This window comes from Aquirufa originis (assembly GCF_042714495.1).
GTDB lineage: Bacteria > Bacteroidota > Bacteroidia > Cytophagales > Spirosomataceae > Aquirufa > Aquirufa originis.
The window spans coordinates 278,622-295,893 of sequence record NZ_JBBKXY010000003.1; the positions used below are offsets into that span (position 1 = coordinate 278,622).

At 43.9% G+C, this 17,272-nt stretch carries 18 protein-coding genes; 8 read left to right on the top strand and 10 right to left on the bottom strand.

Annotated features, from left to right (window positions below; all coding sequences use genetic code 11):
* Nucleotides 1–19: 19 nt before the first annotated feature.
* Together SKC35_RS09580 and SKC35_RS09585 are read right to left on the bottom strand one after the other, a co-directional pair.
* Nucleotides 20–1,333: an APC family permease gene (locus tag SKC35_RS09580; protein ID WP_377979164.1), complete on the bottom strand. Its 1,314-nt coding sequence runs from the start codon at nt 1,331–1,333 to the stop codon at nt 20–22.
* Nucleotides 1,323–2,441 carry an endonuclease/exonuclease/phosphatase family protein gene (locus SKC35_RS09585; RefSeq protein ID WP_377979165.1) on the bottom strand — a complete coding sequence of 373 codons (1,119 nt, stop codon included), beginning with the start codon at nt 2,439–2,441 and terminating at the stop codon, nt 1,323–1,325. The genes SKC35_RS09580 and SKC35_RS09585 overlap by 11 nt, the downstream gene beginning before the upstream one ends.
* A 119-nt stretch (nt 2,442–2,560) precedes the next feature.
* Here SKC35_RS09585 and rpmB point away from each other — a divergent pair, with 119 nt between their 5' ends.
* Nucleotides 2,561–2,800, top strand: coding sequence for a 50S ribosomal protein L28 (rpmB, locus tag SKC35_RS09590; RefSeq protein ID WP_130894998.1), 240 nt, complete (start codon nt 2,561–2,563; stop codon nt 2,798–2,800).
* A 67-nt stretch (nt 2,801–2,867) separates the two neighbouring features.
* Complete coding sequence (locus SKC35_RS09595) at nt 2,868–3,578, top strand: HesA/MoeB/ThiF family protein (protein WP_377979166.1); 711 nt, start codon at nt 2,868–2,870, stop codon at nt 3,576–3,578.
* Here SKC35_RS09595 and rimO read toward each other — a convergent pair.
* Nucleotides 3,568–4,890 carry a 30S ribosomal protein S12 methylthiotransferase RimO gene (gene rimO / locus SKC35_RS09600; protein ID WP_377979167.1) on the bottom strand — a complete coding sequence of 441 codons (1,323 nt, stop codon included), beginning with the start codon at nt 4,888–4,890 and terminating at the stop codon, nt 3,568–3,570. The genes SKC35_RS09595 and rimO overlap by 11 nt on opposite strands.
* A gap of 112 nt (nt 4,891–5,002) precedes the next feature.
* Between rimO and SKC35_RS09605 the strand changes: the two genes are divergently transcribed.
* A complete protein-coding gene (locus SKC35_RS09605; protein ID WP_377979168.1) occupies nt 5,003–5,710 on the top strand; it encodes a 3-keto-disaccharide hydrolase in 708 nt (235 codons plus the stop codon).
* A gap of 66 nt (nt 5,711–5,776) precedes the next feature.
* Here SKC35_RS09605 and SKC35_RS09610 read toward each other — a convergent pair whose 3' ends face one another.
* Nucleotides 5,777–6,784, bottom strand: a complete 1,008-nt coding sequence (locus tag SKC35_RS09610) for an SMP-30/gluconolactonase/LRE family protein (protein ID WP_377979169.1) — start codon at nt 6,782–6,784, stop codon at nt 5,777–5,779.
* A 49-nt stretch (nt 6,785–6,833) separates the two neighbouring features.
* Between SKC35_RS09610 and prmC the strand changes: the two genes are divergently transcribed.
* Genes prmC through lpcA form a run of 5 tightly spaced genes read left to right on the top strand, consistent with a single transcriptional unit; the run spans nt 6,834 to nt 10,088 of the window.
* A complete protein-coding gene (prmC, locus tag SKC35_RS09615; RefSeq protein WP_377979170.1) occupies nt 6,834–7,679 on the top strand; it encodes a peptide chain release factor N(5)-glutamine methyltransferase in 846 nt (281 codons plus the stop codon).
* Between the two features lie 51 nt (nt 7,680–7,730).
* On the top strand, nt 7,731–8,324 hold the full coding sequence (locus SKC35_RS09620; protein WP_223131202.1) for a LemA family protein: 594 nt from the start codon (nt 7,731–7,733) through the stop codon (nt 8,322–8,324).
* Nucleotides 8,325–8,326: 2 nt separating this feature from the next.
* Complete coding sequence (locus SKC35_RS09625) at nt 8,327–8,749, top strand: TPM domain-containing protein (protein WP_377979171.1); 423 nt, start codon at nt 8,327–8,329, stop codon at nt 8,747–8,749.
* 9 nt (nt 8,750–8,758) lie between these two features.
* Nucleotides 8,759–9,502 (top strand): TPM domain-containing protein, encoded by a 744-nt coding sequence (locus SKC35_RS09630; RefSeq protein ID WP_377979172.1) that lies wholly within the window; start codon nt 8,759–8,761, stop codon nt 9,500–9,502.
* A 13-nt stretch (nt 9,503–9,515) separates the two neighbouring features.
* Nucleotides 9,516–10,088: a D-sedoheptulose 7-phosphate isomerase gene (gene lpcA, locus SKC35_RS09635; RefSeq protein WP_377979173.1), complete on the top strand. Its 573-nt coding sequence runs from the start codon at nt 9,516–9,518 to the stop codon at nt 10,086–10,088.
* Here lpcA and ftsA read toward each other — a convergent pair whose 3' ends face one another.
* From ftsA to murD, 6 genes are read right to left on the bottom strand one after another with little or no spacing between them, the layout of a single operon-like run.
* Nucleotides 10,089–11,435, bottom strand: coding sequence for a cell division protein FtsA (gene ftsA, locus SKC35_RS09640; RefSeq protein WP_377979174.1), 1,347 nt, complete (start codon nt 11,433–11,435; stop codon nt 10,089–10,091).
* 45 nt (nt 11,436–11,480) lie between these two features.
* Nucleotides 11,481–12,254, bottom strand: coding sequence for a cell division protein FtsQ/DivIB (locus tag SKC35_RS09645; RefSeq protein WP_377979175.1), 774 nt, complete (start codon nt 12,252–12,254; stop codon nt 11,481–11,483).
* Nucleotides 12,255–12,268: 14 nt separating this feature from the next.
* Nucleotides 12,269–13,645: a UDP-N-acetylmuramate--L-alanine ligase gene (gene murC / locus SKC35_RS09650; RefSeq protein ID WP_377979176.1), complete on the bottom strand. Its 1,377-nt coding sequence runs from the start codon at nt 13,643–13,645 to the stop codon at nt 12,269–12,271.
* Complete coding sequence (murG, locus tag SKC35_RS09655; protein WP_377979177.1) at nt 13,642–14,724, bottom strand: undecaprenyldiphospho-muramoylpentapeptide beta-N-acetylglucosaminyltransferase; 1,083 nt, start codon at nt 14,722–14,724, stop codon at nt 13,642–13,644. The genes murC and murG overlap by 4 nt, the downstream gene beginning before the upstream one ends.
* The gene (locus tag SKC35_RS09660) at nt 14,724–15,899 is read right to left on the bottom strand and encodes an FtsW/RodA/SpoVE family cell cycle protein (protein WP_377979178.1); all 1,176 of its coding nucleotides are present in this window, start codon (nt 15,897–15,899) and stop codon (nt 14,724–14,726) included. Before SKC35_RS09660 ends, murG begins: the two co-directional genes overlap by 1 nt.
* On the bottom strand, nt 15,892–17,217 hold the full coding sequence (murD, locus tag SKC35_RS09665; protein ID WP_377979179.1) for a UDP-N-acetylmuramoyl-L-alanine--D-glutamate ligase: 1,326 nt from the start codon (nt 17,215–17,217) through the stop codon (nt 15,892–15,894). Before murD ends, SKC35_RS09660 begins: the two co-directional genes overlap by 8 nt.
* Nucleotides 17,218–17,272 lie beyond the last annotated feature (55 nt).

Here is a 17,272-nt window from a genome sequence, read left to right on the forward strand (position 1 = left end):
ACCATCTATAATCTCTACTCTATACTCTATTATCTCTACTCTCCATTCTTCGGTAGACTAAAAAGCTCACCCCCACAAACCCTACCACATACACCACACTCCCCAGATTCGTCACTAAAGTTCCGATTAAGAAGAGGGCAGAGATGATCACTAATATCCAAGGCAAAACGGGATATCCCCAAGCTAGATAAGGACGCTTTAGGGTAGGTTCAGAGACGCGGAGCTTTAGAAGTGACGCGAATCCCGCTAAATAACTGGCCACAAAAAAGAAGGTTGCAATGTCCGAGAGACGTTCGTTTATCTCTTTACCAGCTAACAAGAAAATGCAGGCAGAGAAGACGGTTAAATGTGTAGCGGTGGTGGGAGAACCTGCGGCGTTTACTTTTTCGGCCTGTTTGAAAAACAAACCATCGCGACTCATCGAATAGATCACCCGTGGTGCGAACATCACTTGCGTGTTCAAGATTCCCAAGATGCTCAACATCAAAAAGACAGTAATCCAGCGGCCCATATCTGCACCAAAAAGGGCTTTCATCGTATCAGCTGCCGCTAATTTACTCGTTGAAAGGGTGTCGAGTGGAAGACTATACAAGATGCCCACATTGATCAGCAAGTAGATAAATGCGACGATGATGACGCCGATGAACATCGATTTTGGCATGGATTTAACAGGATCCTTATTTTCTTCCGTGAAATAACTAGCGGTGTGCCAGCCGTCGAACGCATAGAAGATGGACAACAAGGCGGTCATGATGCCGGTCGTTAAAGGCAATCCTTTAGGGGCATGTGTCTGTTCCGCAAAAACGCCCCCACCACCGTACACAAAGCAGATGGCAATGAAAATCAATAAGGCTACGGCTTTGATGCCACTCAGCCATTCTTGGGATTTACCGGCCTTCACCACGCCTAATTGATGGAAAAACCATAATAGGGCAAGGATTCCGATGGCACAATAGACTAAATAAGGGCTTAGGCTAGGGAAAACGATGATGAGGTATTCACTAAACGTGTAGGATCCAAAACCGAGTGCAGTAACTGTTCCAAGCCAGCTCGTTAGCCCGACGAGGAACCCGATGTAGCGGCCAAAAGCCCGTTCGGCATAGCCATACCAAGACCCTGCTTTGGGAATGGATAAACTTAATTCCAACACGCAGCTTACTCCTAAAAGAGCATAAATGGCCACTAGAGCCCATAAACTGAGGATTAATCCGGGGTCTTGTAAGGAGGCTGCAATGGGTCCAGGTTTACGTAAGATGCCGGTTCCTACGGTTCCACCTAAGGTGACAGCGATCCCAAAGCCGGTGCCTAAAACCTTCCAGAGTTTATTTTCCATGCAAGACGTATTGACCCACGGTAGGGAAGTGGTCGGAATATTTGATGTTGCGCAGGGTTAGGAAGTTCGTTGCTTTCCATTCCTCGGAGAAGAATTGATCATCGATGCGCACTAAATAGGGGCTGCGATTGAGGGTAAAGCCAAAACCAGATCCCGCTTCCTCGAAGGAATTTTTCAAGCGTTCCCGAATCGTTCCATAGGCCCAGCCAGAAGGAGTTTCGTTTAAATCACCTACGACTAAGATGGGATAGGGGCTTTTTTGGATAAGGCGATTGATTTTATCCATCTCCTTTTTGTGCTCAATAAAGCCCTTGCGAAGGGAGGAGATGATGCCGCGGCCTTCTTTTTTGGCATCTGTATAATCTTGTAAACGAATCTTCGAGGTCATTTTATTCACCCGAATGCCCATGGACCAAAGCTGCAAGTTGATCACCCGAATCGTGTCTTGATCCTTCACAATATCAGTTAACAGATATCCATTCGCTGAATTTTCAAATTGTTCGCCCTCTTCATGGATGATGGGGTATTTTGAGAAAACCACTAGGCCCATTTTTTCGTGAGAATCAAATAATTGCTTCTTAAGTGGAATAAAGGCGTAATGCGGGTATTTTTCCTTCAAGAAAGAAACCGTGTGGTAGGCCTTGCGATCGGAATGGGAATAAAATTCTTGGAAACATTTAATGTCTGCGTCGTAATCGCGCATGAATTTCTTCAGTTCTTCTAATGGCTCTTTTTTGGCCTCATATTCATTCGAATACATCCCAAAAACATTGTAGCTCATCACCGTCAATGGTTTTTCTAAAGTAGCTACCGGCTGATTAAAACTAATGGTTCTACCGATAAAACCATAGCCTAGTGCTAACACGATCAAGGGTAAAAGCGCTCGCTTCGCTCGCTGAAAAACCCAGTAAATCAGGGATATAAGGCATAATAACTGGGCATACGGCATCGTCATCATCAGAAAGCCAGCGAACCAGTGTTCTACTATCAGGGAATAACTCAAAAGGTAGGTCAATAGCGTGTACAGGCACAATGGCAACGTTCCTAACCAGATCAGAGAAGAGATGATTTTTTTCTTTAGGGGTGCCTTTGTGTTGCGTTTCGCCATACCCAAAGATACACATTGTCACGCATTTTATAAATTTTCAATACAGGTTTGGGTTATTTCAAAATATTTTCTAATTTTGCAATCCCTTTAGGAAAGAACAATTTTAAATAATAGATACGATGGCAAAGGTTTGTCAAATTACAGGACGCAAAACTCAAGTAGGAAACAACGTTTCTCACGCTAATAACAAGACTAAGCGTAAGTTCTACCCGAACTTACAGACTAAGAAATTTTTCTTAGAGTCAGAAGGTGTTTGGGTTCGTATGAAAGTTTCTGCGAAAGCAATTCGCACGATCAACAAAAACGGATTTGAAAAAACGTTAATCGCTGCAGCTCGTAAGGGTACGTTAAGCGTTTAGTTTTCAAAATATTTATCGAAATTAGCCTTCTTGATTTTTCAAGAAGGCTTTTTTTATTTGTACCTACATGTTAAGCGATTTAGAATTTGAGCGTTACCGTAAACAGCTGAATCTTCCCGAATGGCGGAAGGCGCAACAGATGCGCTTGAAAGAATCGAAGATTCTTGTCGTGGGAGCGGGAGGTTTGGGTTGCGGTGCTTTACCTTTTCTAGCTGCTGCCGGTGTGGGGTCAATCATGATTCTAGATGCGGACGTGATTGAATTATCAAACCTAGCCCGTCAAGTATTGTATAAGACGGATGATGTAGGTGCCTCGAAGGCCTTGAAATCAGTAGAGGCTTTGCAAGCCTTGAATCCAAGCATCGTCATTCAGGGTATTGCAGAGAATTTAACGGCAGATAACGCATCGAGCTATATAGCGCATCACGATCTGGTCATCGATTGTACGGATAATTTCAAAACAAGGTATTTGATTAATGATACCTGCGTCGCTTTAGAAAAGCCATTCGTCTATGGCGCTATTCATGCCTGGGAGGGACAGTTTGCCGTATTTCATCCGGCAGGGCCTTCTTATCGATCGCTTTTTCCTGTTGAACCTAGTTCACAGGAAATTCCCGCCTGCGATGAAGTAGGGGTTTTAGGAGTGTTACCCGGAATCATTGGTTTATTGCAGGCCAAAGAAGCCATATTCTACCTCGCCGGCTTCGAATCACCGGCTCAGCAAGGATTGATGACATTCGATCTACGCGATATGCGTCTTAGCTCGTTTAGGCTATAATGTCGCCATACAAGTCGAACTCTTCGGCCTTATTGATCTTCACCGTAACGAAATCACCCAAACGCGCATATTGTTCCGCTGGAATCAACACTTCATTATCCACCTCAGGTGAATCAAATTCGGTACGTCCCACGAAGTAACCACTCTCTTTGCGGTCGACCATCACTTTCAATGTTTGGCCTACTTTCGCTTGATTCAATTCCTCTGAAATACCTTGTTGCAAGGCCATGATCTCATCAGAACGGAATTGCTTCACCTCCTCTGGTACGTCATCGTTCACAAGGTAGGCGTGCGTATTTTCCTCATGGCTATAATTGAAGATACCTAAACGGTCGAAACGCATACGTTCCACGAAGGAATAGGTTTCCTCAAAATCCTCTTCTGTTTCGCCTGGATAGCCCGAAATCAAGGTCGTTCTCAGGGCGATTCCTGGTACTTTCTCGCGAATCGTATGAATTAAATCCTCTGTCTTCTCGCGTGTAATTCCACGGCGCATGTGTTTTAACATCGCGTCTGAACCACTTTGGAGAGGCATATCGAGGTATTTACAAATATTATCGCGTTCTGCCATCGTGTCTAAGATTTCCAAAGGAAAACCTGCTGGATAGGCATATTGCAAGCGAATCCATTCAATGCCATTGACATCAGATAAACGCTCTAATAGTTCTTTTAATTGACGGCCAGATTTGCCCTCGCCTTTTAGGTCCAAACCGTAAAAAGTAAGGTCCTGGGCGATCAAGATCAATTCCTTCGTGCCCTTTTTCGCGAGCGATGAAGCTTCTTTCACTAATTCTTCGATAGGCGTAGACACGTGTTTTCCACGCATCAACGGAATGGCACAGAAACTACAAGGGCGATCGCAACCCTCCGCAATCTTTAAATAGGCATAGTGTGCAGGGGTCGTCAAAAGACGCTCGCCCACTAATTCGTGCTTATAGTCTGCCTTTAAGGCTTTTAATAAACGAGGTAATTCATTCGTCCCAAAGAACGAGTCCACCATCGGGATTTCTCTTTCTAAATCATCTTTATAGCGATGAGAAAGGCAACCCGTTACGTATAATTTATCTATTTTGCCCGCTTCTTTTGCATCAGCATAACGCAAAATGGTGTCGATGGATTCTTGTTTGGCATTATCAATGAAGCCGCAGGTATTGATCACGACGATGTTCGCCTTATCCTTTTTTGCCTCGTGCGTCACCTCTAATCCATTCCCTTTTAATTGGGTGTAGAGTACTTCCGAATCGACTAGATTCTTCGAACAACCGAGGGTGATGATGTTGATGGAGGGCTTTGGGGCTACTTTGGTCTTCATGGATTTTTATATCAGCCTGCAATTTACAAAGAAATGGCGCTAAAATTGCCCGCAACAGATACAATTGTTGCAGACTTTTAGTAGTATTGTAAAAATCATAAACCTAATTAATATGAACAAAATCGTTTTAACCTGCGCGGCGGTCTGCTTCGCATTTGTGTCTTTTGGTCAAGGATTGAACCAGTTAACAAAGGCAGAAAAGAAAAATGGAACTCAATTATTATTCGATGGGAAAACCTTCACAGGCTGGCATAGCTACGGAAAAGGAGATAAAGTAGGATCTTCTTGGACGATTGAAGACGGCGTGATCGGTTTCGACGCAGCGAAAAAAGACGGTGGGGATTTAGTCACGAATGAGTCTTATGATAATTATGATTTCTCAGTAGATTGGAAAATCTCTGTGAATGGAAATTCAGGTATTATCTTCAACGTGACAGATGATGCTAAAAAATACCATGCTACTTATGTGACAGGCCCAGAAATGCAGGTTTTGCACGATGAAGGTCACCCAGATGGAAAGATCATCAAACACAATTCAGGTGATTTATATGATTTGATCAAATCATCGGTGAACGTGACGAAGCCCGTGGGCGAGTGGAATACGGCGCGTATCGTGAATAACAAAGGCTTATTGCAATTGTATTTAAACGGTTCCAAAGTAGTGGAGACTCGTACTGATGATCAAAGCTGGAAAGATTTAATCGCCGGTTCGAAGTTCAAAGGAATGCCGGATTTCGGAAAAGTAATGCAAGGCCACATCGCATTGCAAGATCACGGAAACCCGGTTTGGTTTAGAAATATTAAAATCAGAAAATTATAAAAAATGAAAGGCCTCGATCGTAAAATCGAGGCCTTTTTTTTATGTTTTCGCACGGATTCGCACGGATTATTTCAGTCCTTTTGTCTTCGTCTTCACTCGCAGCAGATTCATCTTCGAAGTAATGAATAAGGTCGAACCATCTTCGCCAAAATTCACATTCGAGTTCGGATTCCCCGTTTCAATGCGTCCGAGTAATTTGCCTGCTGAGCTAATGATCAAAATTCCGCCTGGTCCTGTCGTCCAAATATTGCCTTGACTATCCAGCTTCATCCCATCATAGCCACCACGAATTCCTTGCTTCGCTAATTCGGCTGCATCAAAAAATACGCTTGGTTCGCCTAAATTTCCTTTTTTGTCTACCGGGAAGGCTAAAATATGGGATTCTTTCGGTTCTGATGAACCTACATATAAGATGCTTTCGTCTAGGTTCATCGCTAGGCCATTTGGTCTAGCCATCTTATCGTATTGCAAGCTCAATTCGCCTTTTTTCGATATACGGTACACCCCTTGGAAAGCGATTTCTTTCGCTACTTCTTCTTTTCCGCGGCCCGGTAAACCGTAGGGAGGATCGGTGAAATAGTAATCGCCGTTTTTGGCTTGGATGACGTCGTTCGGGCTATTGAGTTTCTTCCCTTCCCATAATCCGGAGAGGGATTTTTTTGATTCAGGTTTTCCCAAAGGCATTTCGGCAATCCTCCTGTCTCCATGTTCTGCGGATACGAGGTTCCCTTTTTGGTTAATGATCAATCCATTCGCACCGGGTTCATAAGAATAATAGGTGGAGCCTGAGTAGCCTGATGGCGTTAAATAAAGCACAGCACCTTTTTCTGCCGTCCATTGGTAGATTTTATTTTCAGGCACGTCAGAAAACAACAGGTAACTTCCTTTCTTCACCCAAACCGGTCCTTCAGACCAGGTATAGCCTTCTGCTACGATCTCAATAGGAGTGGAGGGGTCGATTAAAGTAGCCACAGATTCATCGTAGACGTGAATCTTGCCTATCGTTTTATATTGCGCATTCACCGCTGAGCTTAATCCCAGGATTGTGATGAGCGGTAGTATTAATTTTTTCATAGCGTTTTCATCGGTTTATAATTCGTAAATTTACCCAAATTCTCCACAAATGAAATCGATTGCCAGTCCTATTCTCATCCAACAAATAATCGACGCGATTACGCCGCATTATGAGCCCACTGAGGCTCGTGCGATAGCTTTTCGTTGCCTGGATTTAGGATGGAATTTGAGTTCGATGGATATTATCTTGAAAAAAGAGGTGGACTTGCCGGCGGATTGGTCATCGCGTTTAACACGTCTATCCGCTGGTGAACCCTTGCAATACGTCATGGGTAAGGCCTATTTCCGGGATCATTTATTTCAAGTAAATGCAGACACCTTAATTCCGCGTCCGGAAACGGAAGAATTAGTAGATTTAGTTTTAAGTCACGCACCTGAGAATGCCTCCGTTTTAGATGTGGGGACGGGTTCAGGTTGCATTCCTATTTCTTTAAAATTAGAACGGCCATCTTTAGAAGTGGAGGCTTGGGATATTTCTACCGCTGCGCTGGGTATGGCTCGCCAAAATGCCAACGCCTTACAGGCAGAAGTAGAATTTAAACAACAAGATATTTTCGCCTGGCCTTCTTCTGAAGGTACTTGGGATGTGATTGTGTCGAATCCGCCTTATGTGACAGAAGAGGAGAAAAAAGAGATGGCGAATCACGTGTTAGACTTTGAACCGCATTTGGCCCTATTCGTTCCGAATGATGATGCCCTTAAATATTATGCGGCATTAGCGGACTTTGCTATCGAAAGATTAACACGTGGAGGATACCTGTGTCTAGAAATTAACCAGTATTTTGGAACTCAAACCGTGGAGCTCTTGTTTAGCAAGGGTTTCCAAGAAGTCAAGCTAGTGCAAGACTTCAAAGGGAATGACCGGATGATTGTGGCGCAAAAATCAGGTCTTTAAAATTTAACTCGTATTTTTGTTTCAGCTTAAAACCAATTAAAATTTATCAAGATGAATAAGACAGTATGGATTGTTTTGGGAGTGATTGCTCTCGTGATTTTTTGGGGTGTAGGTTCACGTAATAGCATGGCTACATCGGATCAGGACGTAAAAGCGAAATGGGCGAACGTTCAAAGTGCGTACCAGCGTCGTGCGGATTTAATTCCCAACTTAGTGAAGACGGTTCAAGGTGTGGCTAATTTCGAGAAATCGACGTTAACGGCGGTAATTGAAGCGCGTGCAAGTGCCACACAGATGAAATTAGATTCAAAGGATTTAAGTCCGGAGAATTTGCAAAAATACCAAGCGGCTCAATCTTCTTTAGGGGGTGCTTTATCGCGTTTGATGGTGGTTGCTGAAAACTACCCACAGTTAAAGGCGACGGAAAACTTCTCTGAATTGCAAGCTCAATTAGAGGGAACAGAAAACCGCATCAAAGAAGAGCGTGATAATTTTAACACGGCTGTTCAAGGGTACAACACGTTAATCGTCACTTTTCCTAACAACTTAATCGCTTCTTTCTCCGGATTTGCAGAGAAAGGATTCTTCCAAGCAGAAGCTGGTTCAGAGAAAGCGCCGGAAGTGAATTTTGACGAGAAGAAATAAGCATGTTGTCAGAAGAACACCAAAACCTGATTTTGCAAGCCATTCACGACGCTGAATTACAGACGTCTGGGGAGATTCGTGTACACGTAGAAAGTCATTGCGCCGGCCACCCGATCGATCGGGCGACGGAGGTATTCTTTCAATTAGGTATGCAGAAGACGGATTTGCAGAATGGGGTTTTGGTGTATCTGGCTATTAAAGACCGCAAGTTTAGTATCATCGGAGACAAAGGAATCGATGCGAAAGTGCCGGCGGAGTTTTGGGAAACCATTCGCGATGAAATGCGGGCCTATTTAGCAAAGAATGAATTCGGAGCTGGATTAGCGCACGGCGTGAAGCGCACGGGAGAGGTCCTAGCGGGCTTTTTCCCTTATGAGGCGGGAGATGTAAATGAATTGTCGAACGAGATCTCCTTTGGGCTCTAACTAGTTTCTATGCGCAAGCTTTTATTTCTACTTCTTTTTAGTGTACGACTTTTTGCTCAAGAAGGCATTCCTGCGAAACCGAATGGCTACATTTTAGATGAGGCCGGACTATTAAACCCGGAGGAGGAAAATGCGCTCGAGCAGAAAATGCGTGGTTATGCGGATTCGACTTCCACTCAGTTCGCCATTGTTCTCGTTAATTCGACGAACGGACGAGATCCTTACGATTATACGATTGATCTAGCGAAGTCTTGGGGCGTAGGCCAAAAAGGCAAAAATAACGGCGTCGTCATCCTCGCAGCGATGCAGGATCGCAAACTGCGCATCGTAACGGGTCGCGGCATCGAAGATGTCTTGCCGGATGCCATTTGCAAACGCATTATCAACCGAATTCTAAAACCAACTTTTAAAGGAGGTGCCTATTACCAAGGTTTAGATCAGGCGACCACCGAAATGATGCAACGCGCCAGCGGTGAGTTTAAGAACGAGGATAGCGGTGAAGAACCGCAAGGAATACCTCCATTTATTATCATCTTCCTTATTCTAGTCATTATCTCGATTATCAAAGCCATTCGCAACCGCGGCGGTGGGGGAGGTCCTGGATCTAGAGGAGGCGGCATGTTCTTCCCACCTATCTTTTTAGGCGGTGGAGATTATGGACGTGGAGGCTCTGGCGGTGGAGGCGGAGGATTTGATTTCGGCGGCTTTGGCGGAGGGGACTTCGGCGGAGGCGGTGCCGGAGGCGATTTTTAATTATCTTTGCATTATGAATAATCTGATCACCCAATCCCTACAAGAGTCTCAGCAAGTATTAGCTGATTTTTTAGCGAATCCTGCAAAGATTGAAGCCATTGAAAAGGCGGCTGACGTATTAGTGGAGGCCTTGAAAAAAGGGAATAAGATTTTGTCTTGTGGGAACGGTGGAAGTCATTGCGATGCCATGCATTTCGCAGAGGAATTATCTGGTCGTTACCGCGAGAATCGCCCGGCTTTAGCGGCGATGGCGATTTCAGATCCATCTCACATAACTTGTGTGAGTAATGACTTTGGGTACAATTATATCTTTTCTCGCTTCATCGAAGGCTTAGGAAACAAAGGCGATGTGCTGGTAGGTATTTCTACTTCTGGTAATTCGGCGAATATCATAGAGGCAGTGAAGGCCGCTCAAGCAAAAGGAATGGAAGTGATTCTCTTAACGGGCAAAGACGGCGGTCAATTAGCGGCCTATGGTTGCCATGAAATAAGAGTGGACCACTTTGGTTACGCAGATCGCATTCAAGAAATCCACATCAAAGTGATCCACATATTGATTCAATTGATTGAATCGAAACTTTTCTAATTAATACGAGGCGTCTCCTCCATCATCATCACCCATTACCACATCCACCATTTTGCGGAATAGGTCGCCAATACGCGGTGCTGGTTTCGAAGGTTTGGAATCGGTATAACCGGTCTCCTTTGCCATCTCTTTTACGGGAGCACTAGCCATAGCAGCCTCATCTGCTTCAGCTGTCTCTTGTTGATCGTAATAAACCTGTACTAAACCGATGACGGTCGCGAAAGAAGGATCTTTGATCTCTGTAGCAATCGCTGGGTTAGTAGATGTCGCGTTCGGGTCTCCGATGCGTGCGTCTAGGCCGGTGAATTTTTGGAATAATTCATCGATATACGGAAGCTGAGCTCCACCACCCGTTAATACTAAACCGGCTTTTAAGTTCTTGATATCGGTGTGCTTTGAAATCTCTGCCACCACGATCGCTGCTAATTCTTTCAAACGCTCTTCGATGATAATGGCTAGGTTCTTCACAGAAACGGGCGTAGCCTTACGGCCTGCGATACCCGGAATCATGACAACTTCACTTACCGGAATGTCTTTTTGAATAGCTGATCCGAAACGAACTTTCAACGTCTCTGCGTGATCACGAGAGATATCTAGTCCAGATTGAATATCATCCGAAATTAAATCGCCACCCCAATTTAATACGGTAGCGTGCTTTAAACGGTTATTTTGGAAAATGCTGATCTCAGTCGTTCCACTTCCTAGATCGACTAAAACGACTCCTTCTTGTTTCTCTTCTTTATTTAAAACCGAGCTAGCCGTTGCTAAAGAACTGAAATAGACATTCCCTTTCTTCAAGTGCTTCGTCTCTGCTGATTTCAAACATTGCGTTAACAAGTCGTTTTTGCTAGGATTCGCTGAAATAAAGACGAAATCAGCCTGGATTTTTTGACCGATTTGACCGATGGGATCCAACGTTTCAGGCAAATTACCCACTTTAAAACCAATAGGTAAGGTATGTAAAACGCAAGGATTTTTGTCTGAAAACGTGCGTTTTGCTTCCTCAAAAAGACTCATCACCTCATTATTGGAAACGGGTTCTCTTTCGTTTTTGCGTAGCTTAGACAAGCTGAAAGGCTGTACTTTAATGTGCGAACCGGACAAATTGGAAGCGAAGAAATGTTCCGAATTTTTACCGTCTAAGACGTGTGAAATTTGGTTCATCGCCTCTGAAATCGCAGCGGTGGTTTTGTTGATATTAACAATCTCACCATTTAGCACATTATTGTTGTTTACAGCGGATCCTGTCGCTAAAACCTCTAATCTGCCTCGGTCGTTTTGCTTTCCTGCAATGGCTCTCACGTGAGAGCTACCAATATCTAAACCGATAATTAAGTCGTTACGCATTATAGTTTTTTTGTAGAACGGATATTAAATTAAAACATTTGGCTATTATTCGCAAATAACCTGATTCTTATATTTCAGCTGCACCCAGCTGTATTTATTCCAGCCTTTATTCGGGATGACTTTTTGGTAGAATATGAATAATTTCTTGAATTTGTTTTCGATATTCATCGGTAGGCCAAAGTCGATGCGCGTCGTCCCGATCGTCGGAATCAACACAATTCCACCGTCTTTAGCGACGATAATTTGGGAGATTTGTGCTTTCCAAAACTCATTATTTTCAATAAACTGAAAGAATGGAAGCAACGTCTTTCCGCGCTTATCTTGCAGGTCTCTTTTGCCATCGAAATAAGGGCCTCCTGTCACGATAATACGGGGCGTAAATAAGGGACTAGTGCCGATAAACTTCCCGTCTTCTGAAATGTATTGATCTGGGAATGGGGAAGTGCCTATGGTCGAACGAACAATACGTGCAATGGGTTTGTATTCTTTGACAGATACCGTAACCACGCCACTAAAATCATGATGAGCTTCACAAGATTTTACTAACGGAATGCGCTTGACGCGTTCTTCGATTTGACGTAAGGAAATCTGGGTGATGGGTTTGTCTAAGAAATAGTCTGTACCCTGTTCAGACACCATTAATTTAATGTCTTTCTTGCTTAATAGAGCCTTTTCATTCTCAGAATCGAGACTTACTTCCACTCCCTTGCAAACAACTTCATCAAAGCTGATTTCTGCAAAAACGACAGCAGACAGGATGAGGGTGAATAAAATCACCATCCCGATTACTTGCTTGATTAATGTCGCGTTTGCCTTCATTTTGAAAAATTATACTAAGATAAGCTCAATTTTAAATCATTCAAAAGAAGATCGATATCTCCTGCGCCCATCGTCACTAAAAGTTTCGGTTTTTTCGTGTCGATCACTTGTAGAAGGTCCGCTTTAGAGATGACCTGTTTGTCTTTTAAATCGATTTTGTTCAATAACCAATCCGAAGTAACTCCTTCCATTGGTAATTCACGCGCCGGATAAATGTCTAATAAATAGAGCTCGTCAGCGATGGCAAGGCTTTTGGCAAAATCATCAATAAAGTCCCTGGTTCTAGAGAATAAATGCGGCTGGAAAACGGCCGTAATTTTCTCGCCTGGGTAAAGTGCTTTTACCGAGTTCAAGCATGCCGCAATTTCAGTCGGGTGGTGCGCGTAATCATCGATCATCACATGTTCATCTGATTCCACGTGGTACTCGAAACGGCGTTTAACACCTAGGAAAGAAGCAATACCTACTTTGATCTCTTCACCGGTCACACCTACCTGCATCGCTAAAGCAGCGGCAGCTAAGGCATTTTCAATATTATGAAAACCTGGAATGCGCATCGGTATATCAAGTACCTCGCCATCTGGATAGCTCATGTCAAAAATCATCCGGTGATCTTCGATGCGGATGTTATGTGCCTTGAAGTCTCCCTTATCAATCCCAAAAGTCGATTCACCCAAGTCAGAATGTAAACTCAATCCCTTTTTTTGGATGAAGAAACCGTCTGCCTTGATTTGGTTCACAAACAATTGGAAACTCTCTAAAACTGAATCCCCATCGCCATAGATATCTAAGTGATCCGCATCTGTGGAGGTCACCACCGCCGCTTGTGGATGTAGTGTCAAGAAAGAACGATCGTATTCGTCTGCCTCTACTACACAAACGATGTTTTCTTTCGAATGGTTTGGTATGAAGTTCGTACCGTAATTGACGGTTATACCACCTAAAAATGCGGTCACATTCTTCTTAGCACTGATGAGTAGATGGGTTAAAAGCGACGAAGTTGTCGTTTTTCCATGGGTTCCCGCCACGGCTAGGGTAGGGATTTGTTGGGTAATCCAGCCTAAAATTTCCGAACGCTTGTAGAGGCGTATGCCTTTGGAAAGCAAATAATTCATCTCTACATGATCCTTCGGGATGGCCGGCGTATAGATAAATAAGCTATGTTCAATGTCTGATAGGCAAGCCGCCGGAATCAGGTCGATGGAATCCTCATAGTGAATCACCATTCCCTCCTCCGCTAATTTCTTTGTCAAGGGACTCTCTGTTTTATCGTAACCTGCCACCGGAAACCCATTGTGCAAGAACCAGCGCGCGATGGCCGACATACCGATGCCACCAATTCCTAAAAAATAGACTTGTTTTAAATCGCTCAGGCTTAATTCTTTTTTCATCGGCTTAAAATGGATTGGGCTATTTCATGTGCTGCGTTTGGCTTAGCTAAACGAAGGCTATTTTTTTCAAGGGTACTTAAATCAGTTTGCAGCGCGGCTAATGCTTCCGTGATTAATTTTTCTTTCACGTCTACGTCGCGAACCAGAATCGCGGCGTTTTGGGAAACGAGGCTTTTCGCATTCTCTGTTTGGTGGTCTTCTGCAGCGCTTGGTAGTGGAACTAAGATGCTGGCTTTACCGATAAGGCAAATTTCGGAAACGGAGGACGCTCCAGCTCTAGAAATCACTAAATCGGCCATCGCATACGCTAAATCCATTTCATAAATAAAGGCAGAAACGTAGGTGCTCGCATTTCCAGCCACCGCCTGCTTGGCCGTAGATTCAAAAGCAATTCCAGTCTGCCAAATCACCTGCACCCCAGCGTCAGTTAATCGGTCTAATCCGCTTAAGATTCCCTGGTTGATGCTACGCGCCCCTTGACTTCCACCGATGATTAAAATCGTTTTTTTAGCAGGATCTAAATGGAAATGTGCTGCAGCTTGTGCTTTCTTATCTGCCGCATTGATTAGGTCTTTGCGGACTGGATTTCCACTCAGGGTGATTTTCTCCGCGGGGAAGAACTTTTCCATGCCTGGATAGGCTACAAAAATATGCTCCGCCTTTGCGGCTAAGGCCTTATTCGTAATGCCTGCAAAGGAATTTTGTTCTTGAATATAATAGGGGATGCCTAAGAATCTGGCAGCTAATAATAGCGGTCCTGACGCATAGCCTCCTACACCTACAGCCACATCAGGTTTGAAATCTTGAAGGATTTTAACTGATTGCCAAAGGCTTTTGATCAACTTGAATGGGAAAAATAGATTCTTCCATACCTGCGTTCTTTGAATGCCTACGATAGGAAGACCGATGATATTAAAGCCCGCTTTGGGTACTTTCTCCATCTCCATTTTTCCTTCCGCTCCTACAAATAAGAATTCCAAGGCAGGATCGATTTCCTTCATCGCATTGGCGATCGAAATGGCTGGGTAAATATGTCCACCGGTTCCTCCTCCAGAAATGATCACACGTTTAATAGACATTAGGCAACGGCAGGTTGTTGAACAGGTTCAGGATCTTTGTCCTTACTAACTGCTAAAATGAGGCCAATCGAAATGGCCGTAAAAATCAAGGATGTTCCACCAGCAGAGATCATGGGCATCGGCTGACCTGTTACAGGGCCGGCGTCCACGGCTACAAGCATATTGATGAATGCCTGGAAGACAATGGAGAATGTTAATCCGGCTGATAATAAGCCGCCAAAAGGCTTGTTACTATACTGAATGGCCTTCGCCCCCCTGTACATAAAAATCAGGAAGAGTAGCGGTATGGCGAGACCTCCCACGATGCCGTATTCTTCGATGATAATGGCATAGACGAAATCGGATTCAGCTTGAGATAGGATGTAACGTTGCTGACTTTTGCCGGGACCTTTCGGGTGAATGGCACCGGTGGCGATGGCATAAAGGCTTCGGGTGATTTGATAATCCTCGTTCTTAGCCTTGTTTACTCTCGTCTCGTTCTTGCCAATCCGCTGAACATAGTTTTCGATACGGGTTTTTACGGTTTGCGCTCTTTGGCCAATACCCAAAGAGACCACCGTCACCGCCAGCATAGCCACGGCAGCCACGATCATCGCAATTTGCTTAGCGGGAACACGGCCAAAAAACATCAGGATTATACTCGTTAAGAAAATCAACACACTAGTGGAGAAATTCGATAACATGATCAAGAAGCAAGAAATACCAATCTTGAACAACATACGAATAAACATTACCATATTGTAGGATTCCGGATCTGCTTGTTTAGAGGAGAAATCCTTCGCTAAGCTCGTAATTAGGCATAATTTTACCATATCCGAAGGCATAAAGGAGATGGGGCCTAACTGAACCCAGCGATTCGCCCCCCCTTTAGTTGCTCCAAAAACATAAGCCACCATGACTAATCCCCAAGACAAAAACAGCGCCAAATCACTAAATTTAGCGACGCGGCTGTAATTGGATTTGGAGAAATAGGACATTAAATAGAAAGAGATCCCTAAGATCACCAAGGTTTTAATGAAGCTCGAAAGGGGCTCAAACGGGCCATCCATCGTTAACTTCGCCTTCGCGGAGAATTGAATTAACAATCCGAACGCGTTTAAAATAAACACGATTAACCAAATCTTATAATCCCCTTTCAGGTGCTCCTGAAAGAAGGCTCTGATCTTACTATCCATGGATCAAACGTTTAACAGTGTTTTTAAATTGATCTCCTCGATCTTCGTAATTCTTAAATAAATCAAAACTAGCACAAGCTGGTGATAGTAATACGACATCGCCATCGACCGCCCACTCTTTTGCTTTCAGCACGGCATCCTCTAATGAATTTGTCGCAAAAAGTTGCGGAACAATACCGCCGAAATGTGCTTCTAACTTCGCGTTATCTGTTCCCAGACATATAAGTCCTTTGACTTTCTCCTTTACTAGGGGATCCAATACCTCGTATTCATTTCCTTTGTCCACACCACCCATCATCAAGATTAATGGTTGCTTGTAGCTATTTAAGGCATAAAAGACCGCATCTACATTGGTGGCTTTGGAGTCATTGATAAATTCTACGCCATTCCATACGCCACACGGTTCTAATCTATGTGGAGCATTTTCAAAGAAGGGTAAGGACTGAAGGATTTGCGAGAAGGACACTCCTGCCTCATGTGCCGCTAACATGGCCACGGCCATATTGATGGCATTGTGTGGCCCTTTCAATGGTGCGTCAGCTAAAGTTAGCGTAGCTCCATCGAATTGAATCTTTTCAGCCGTAATGTAGGCGTTTGCTTTTTGCTGAAAGCTAACGGTTTTGAACGTTGCACTTGCAGGTATTTTAGCTAGGTTAGATTGAATCACTTCGTCATCTGCCCAAAAGACACAGCTCGTGCTCGCATCCGCATTTTGGAAAATACGGAACTTCGATGCGATATAATTTTCAAATTGGTATTCGTAGCGATCTAGGTGATCAGGAGTGATGTTCAATAACACGGCCACGTCTGGCTTAAATTGAAAGCAGCGATCTAATTGAAAGCTGGAAATCTCTAGGACATATACGTCATGTTTATCTTCCATGACCTGCTTAGCAAAGCTTTGGCCTATATTTCCCGCTAAACCCACTTTAAGGCCAGCTGATTTCAAGAAATGGTACGTCAGTAGGGTGGTAGTCGTTTTTCCATTCGAACCTGTGATGGCCACGATTTTCGCATTCGTATATCGTGCTGCGAATTCGATTTCCGACACAAGCGAAATGGCTTTCGCCTTGATGGCCTTTACGATGTCTGTTTTTTCTGGAATTCCGGGGCTAATGATGATCTCTTGAGAGCTTAAAATTCGCTCTAAACTATGGCCACCTGTTTCAAATTCAATCTCATTGTCACGTAAGGTTTGTTGGTAGTTTTCTTTCAATGCACCAGCATCAGACAAAAACACGTCAAATCCTTTTGATTTAGCCAATAGAGCGGCCCCTACACCACTTTCTCCTCCACCTAAGATGCTGATTAACGCCATGCTTGACTTAAAATTATTCGAAATTAAATTGAACTACAAGTTAGAAAATGTCGCG

Coding starts and splice junctions, on each gene's coding strand:
- SKC35_RS09580 (WP_377979164.1), bottom strand. CDS start 1,333: ATGGAAAATAAACTCTGGAAGGTTTTAGGCACCGGCTTTGGGATCGCT.
- SKC35_RS09585 (WP_377979165.1), bottom strand. CDS start 2,441: ATGGCGAAACGCAACACAAAGGCACCCCTAAAGAAAAAAATCATCTCT.
- rpmB (WP_130894998.1), top strand. CDS start 2,561: ATGGCAAAGGTTTGTCAAATTACAGGACGCAAAACTCAAGTAGGAAAC.
- SKC35_RS09595 (WP_377979166.1), top strand. CDS start 2,868: ATGTTAAGCGATTTAGAATTTGAGCGTTACCGTAAACAGCTGAATCTT.
- rimO (WP_377979167.1), bottom strand. CDS start 4,890: ATGAAGACCAAAGTAGCCCCAAAGCCCTCCATCAACATCATCACCCTC.
- SKC35_RS09605 (WP_377979168.1), top strand. CDS start 5,003: ATGAACAAAATCGTTTTAACCTGCGCGGCGGTCTGCTTCGCATTTGTG.
- SKC35_RS09610 (WP_377979169.1), bottom strand. CDS start 6,784: ATGAAAAAATTAATACTACCGCTCATCACAATCCTGGGATTAAGCTCA.
- prmC (WP_377979170.1), top strand. CDS start 6,834: ATGAAATCGATTGCCAGTCCTATTCTCATCCAACAAATAATCGACGCG.
- SKC35_RS09620 (WP_223131202.1), top strand. CDS start 7,731: ATGAATAAGACAGTATGGATTGTTTTGGGAGTGATTGCTCTCGTGATT.
- SKC35_RS09625 (WP_377979171.1), top strand. CDS start 8,327: ATGTTGTCAGAAGAACACCAAAACCTGATTTTGCAAGCCATTCACGAC.
- SKC35_RS09630 (WP_377979172.1), top strand. CDS start 8,759: ATGCGCAAGCTTTTATTTCTACTTCTTTTTAGTGTACGACTTTTTGCT.
- lpcA (WP_377979173.1), top strand. CDS start 9,516: ATGAATAATCTGATCACCCAATCCCTACAAGAGTCTCAGCAAGTATTA.
- ftsA (WP_377979174.1), bottom strand. CDS start 11,435: ATGCGTAACGACTTAATTATCGGTTTAGATATTGGTAGCTCTCACGTG.
- SKC35_RS09645 (WP_377979175.1), bottom strand. CDS start 12,254: ATGAAGGCAAACGCGACATTAATCAAGCAAGTAATCGGGATGGTGATT.
- murC (WP_377979176.1), bottom strand. CDS start 13,645: ATGAAAAAAGAATTAAGCCTGAGCGATTTAAAACAAGTCTATTTTTTA.
- murG (WP_377979177.1), bottom strand. CDS start 14,724: ATGTCTATTAAACGTGTGATCATTTCTGGAGGAGGAACCGGTGGACAT.
- SKC35_RS09660 (WP_377979178.1), bottom strand. CDS start 15,899: ATGGATAGTAAGATCAGAGCCTTCTTTCAGGAGCACCTGAAAGGGGAT.
- murD (WP_377979179.1), bottom strand. CDS start 17,217: ATGGCGTTAATCAGCATCTTAGGTGGAGGAGAAAGTGGTGTAGGGGCC.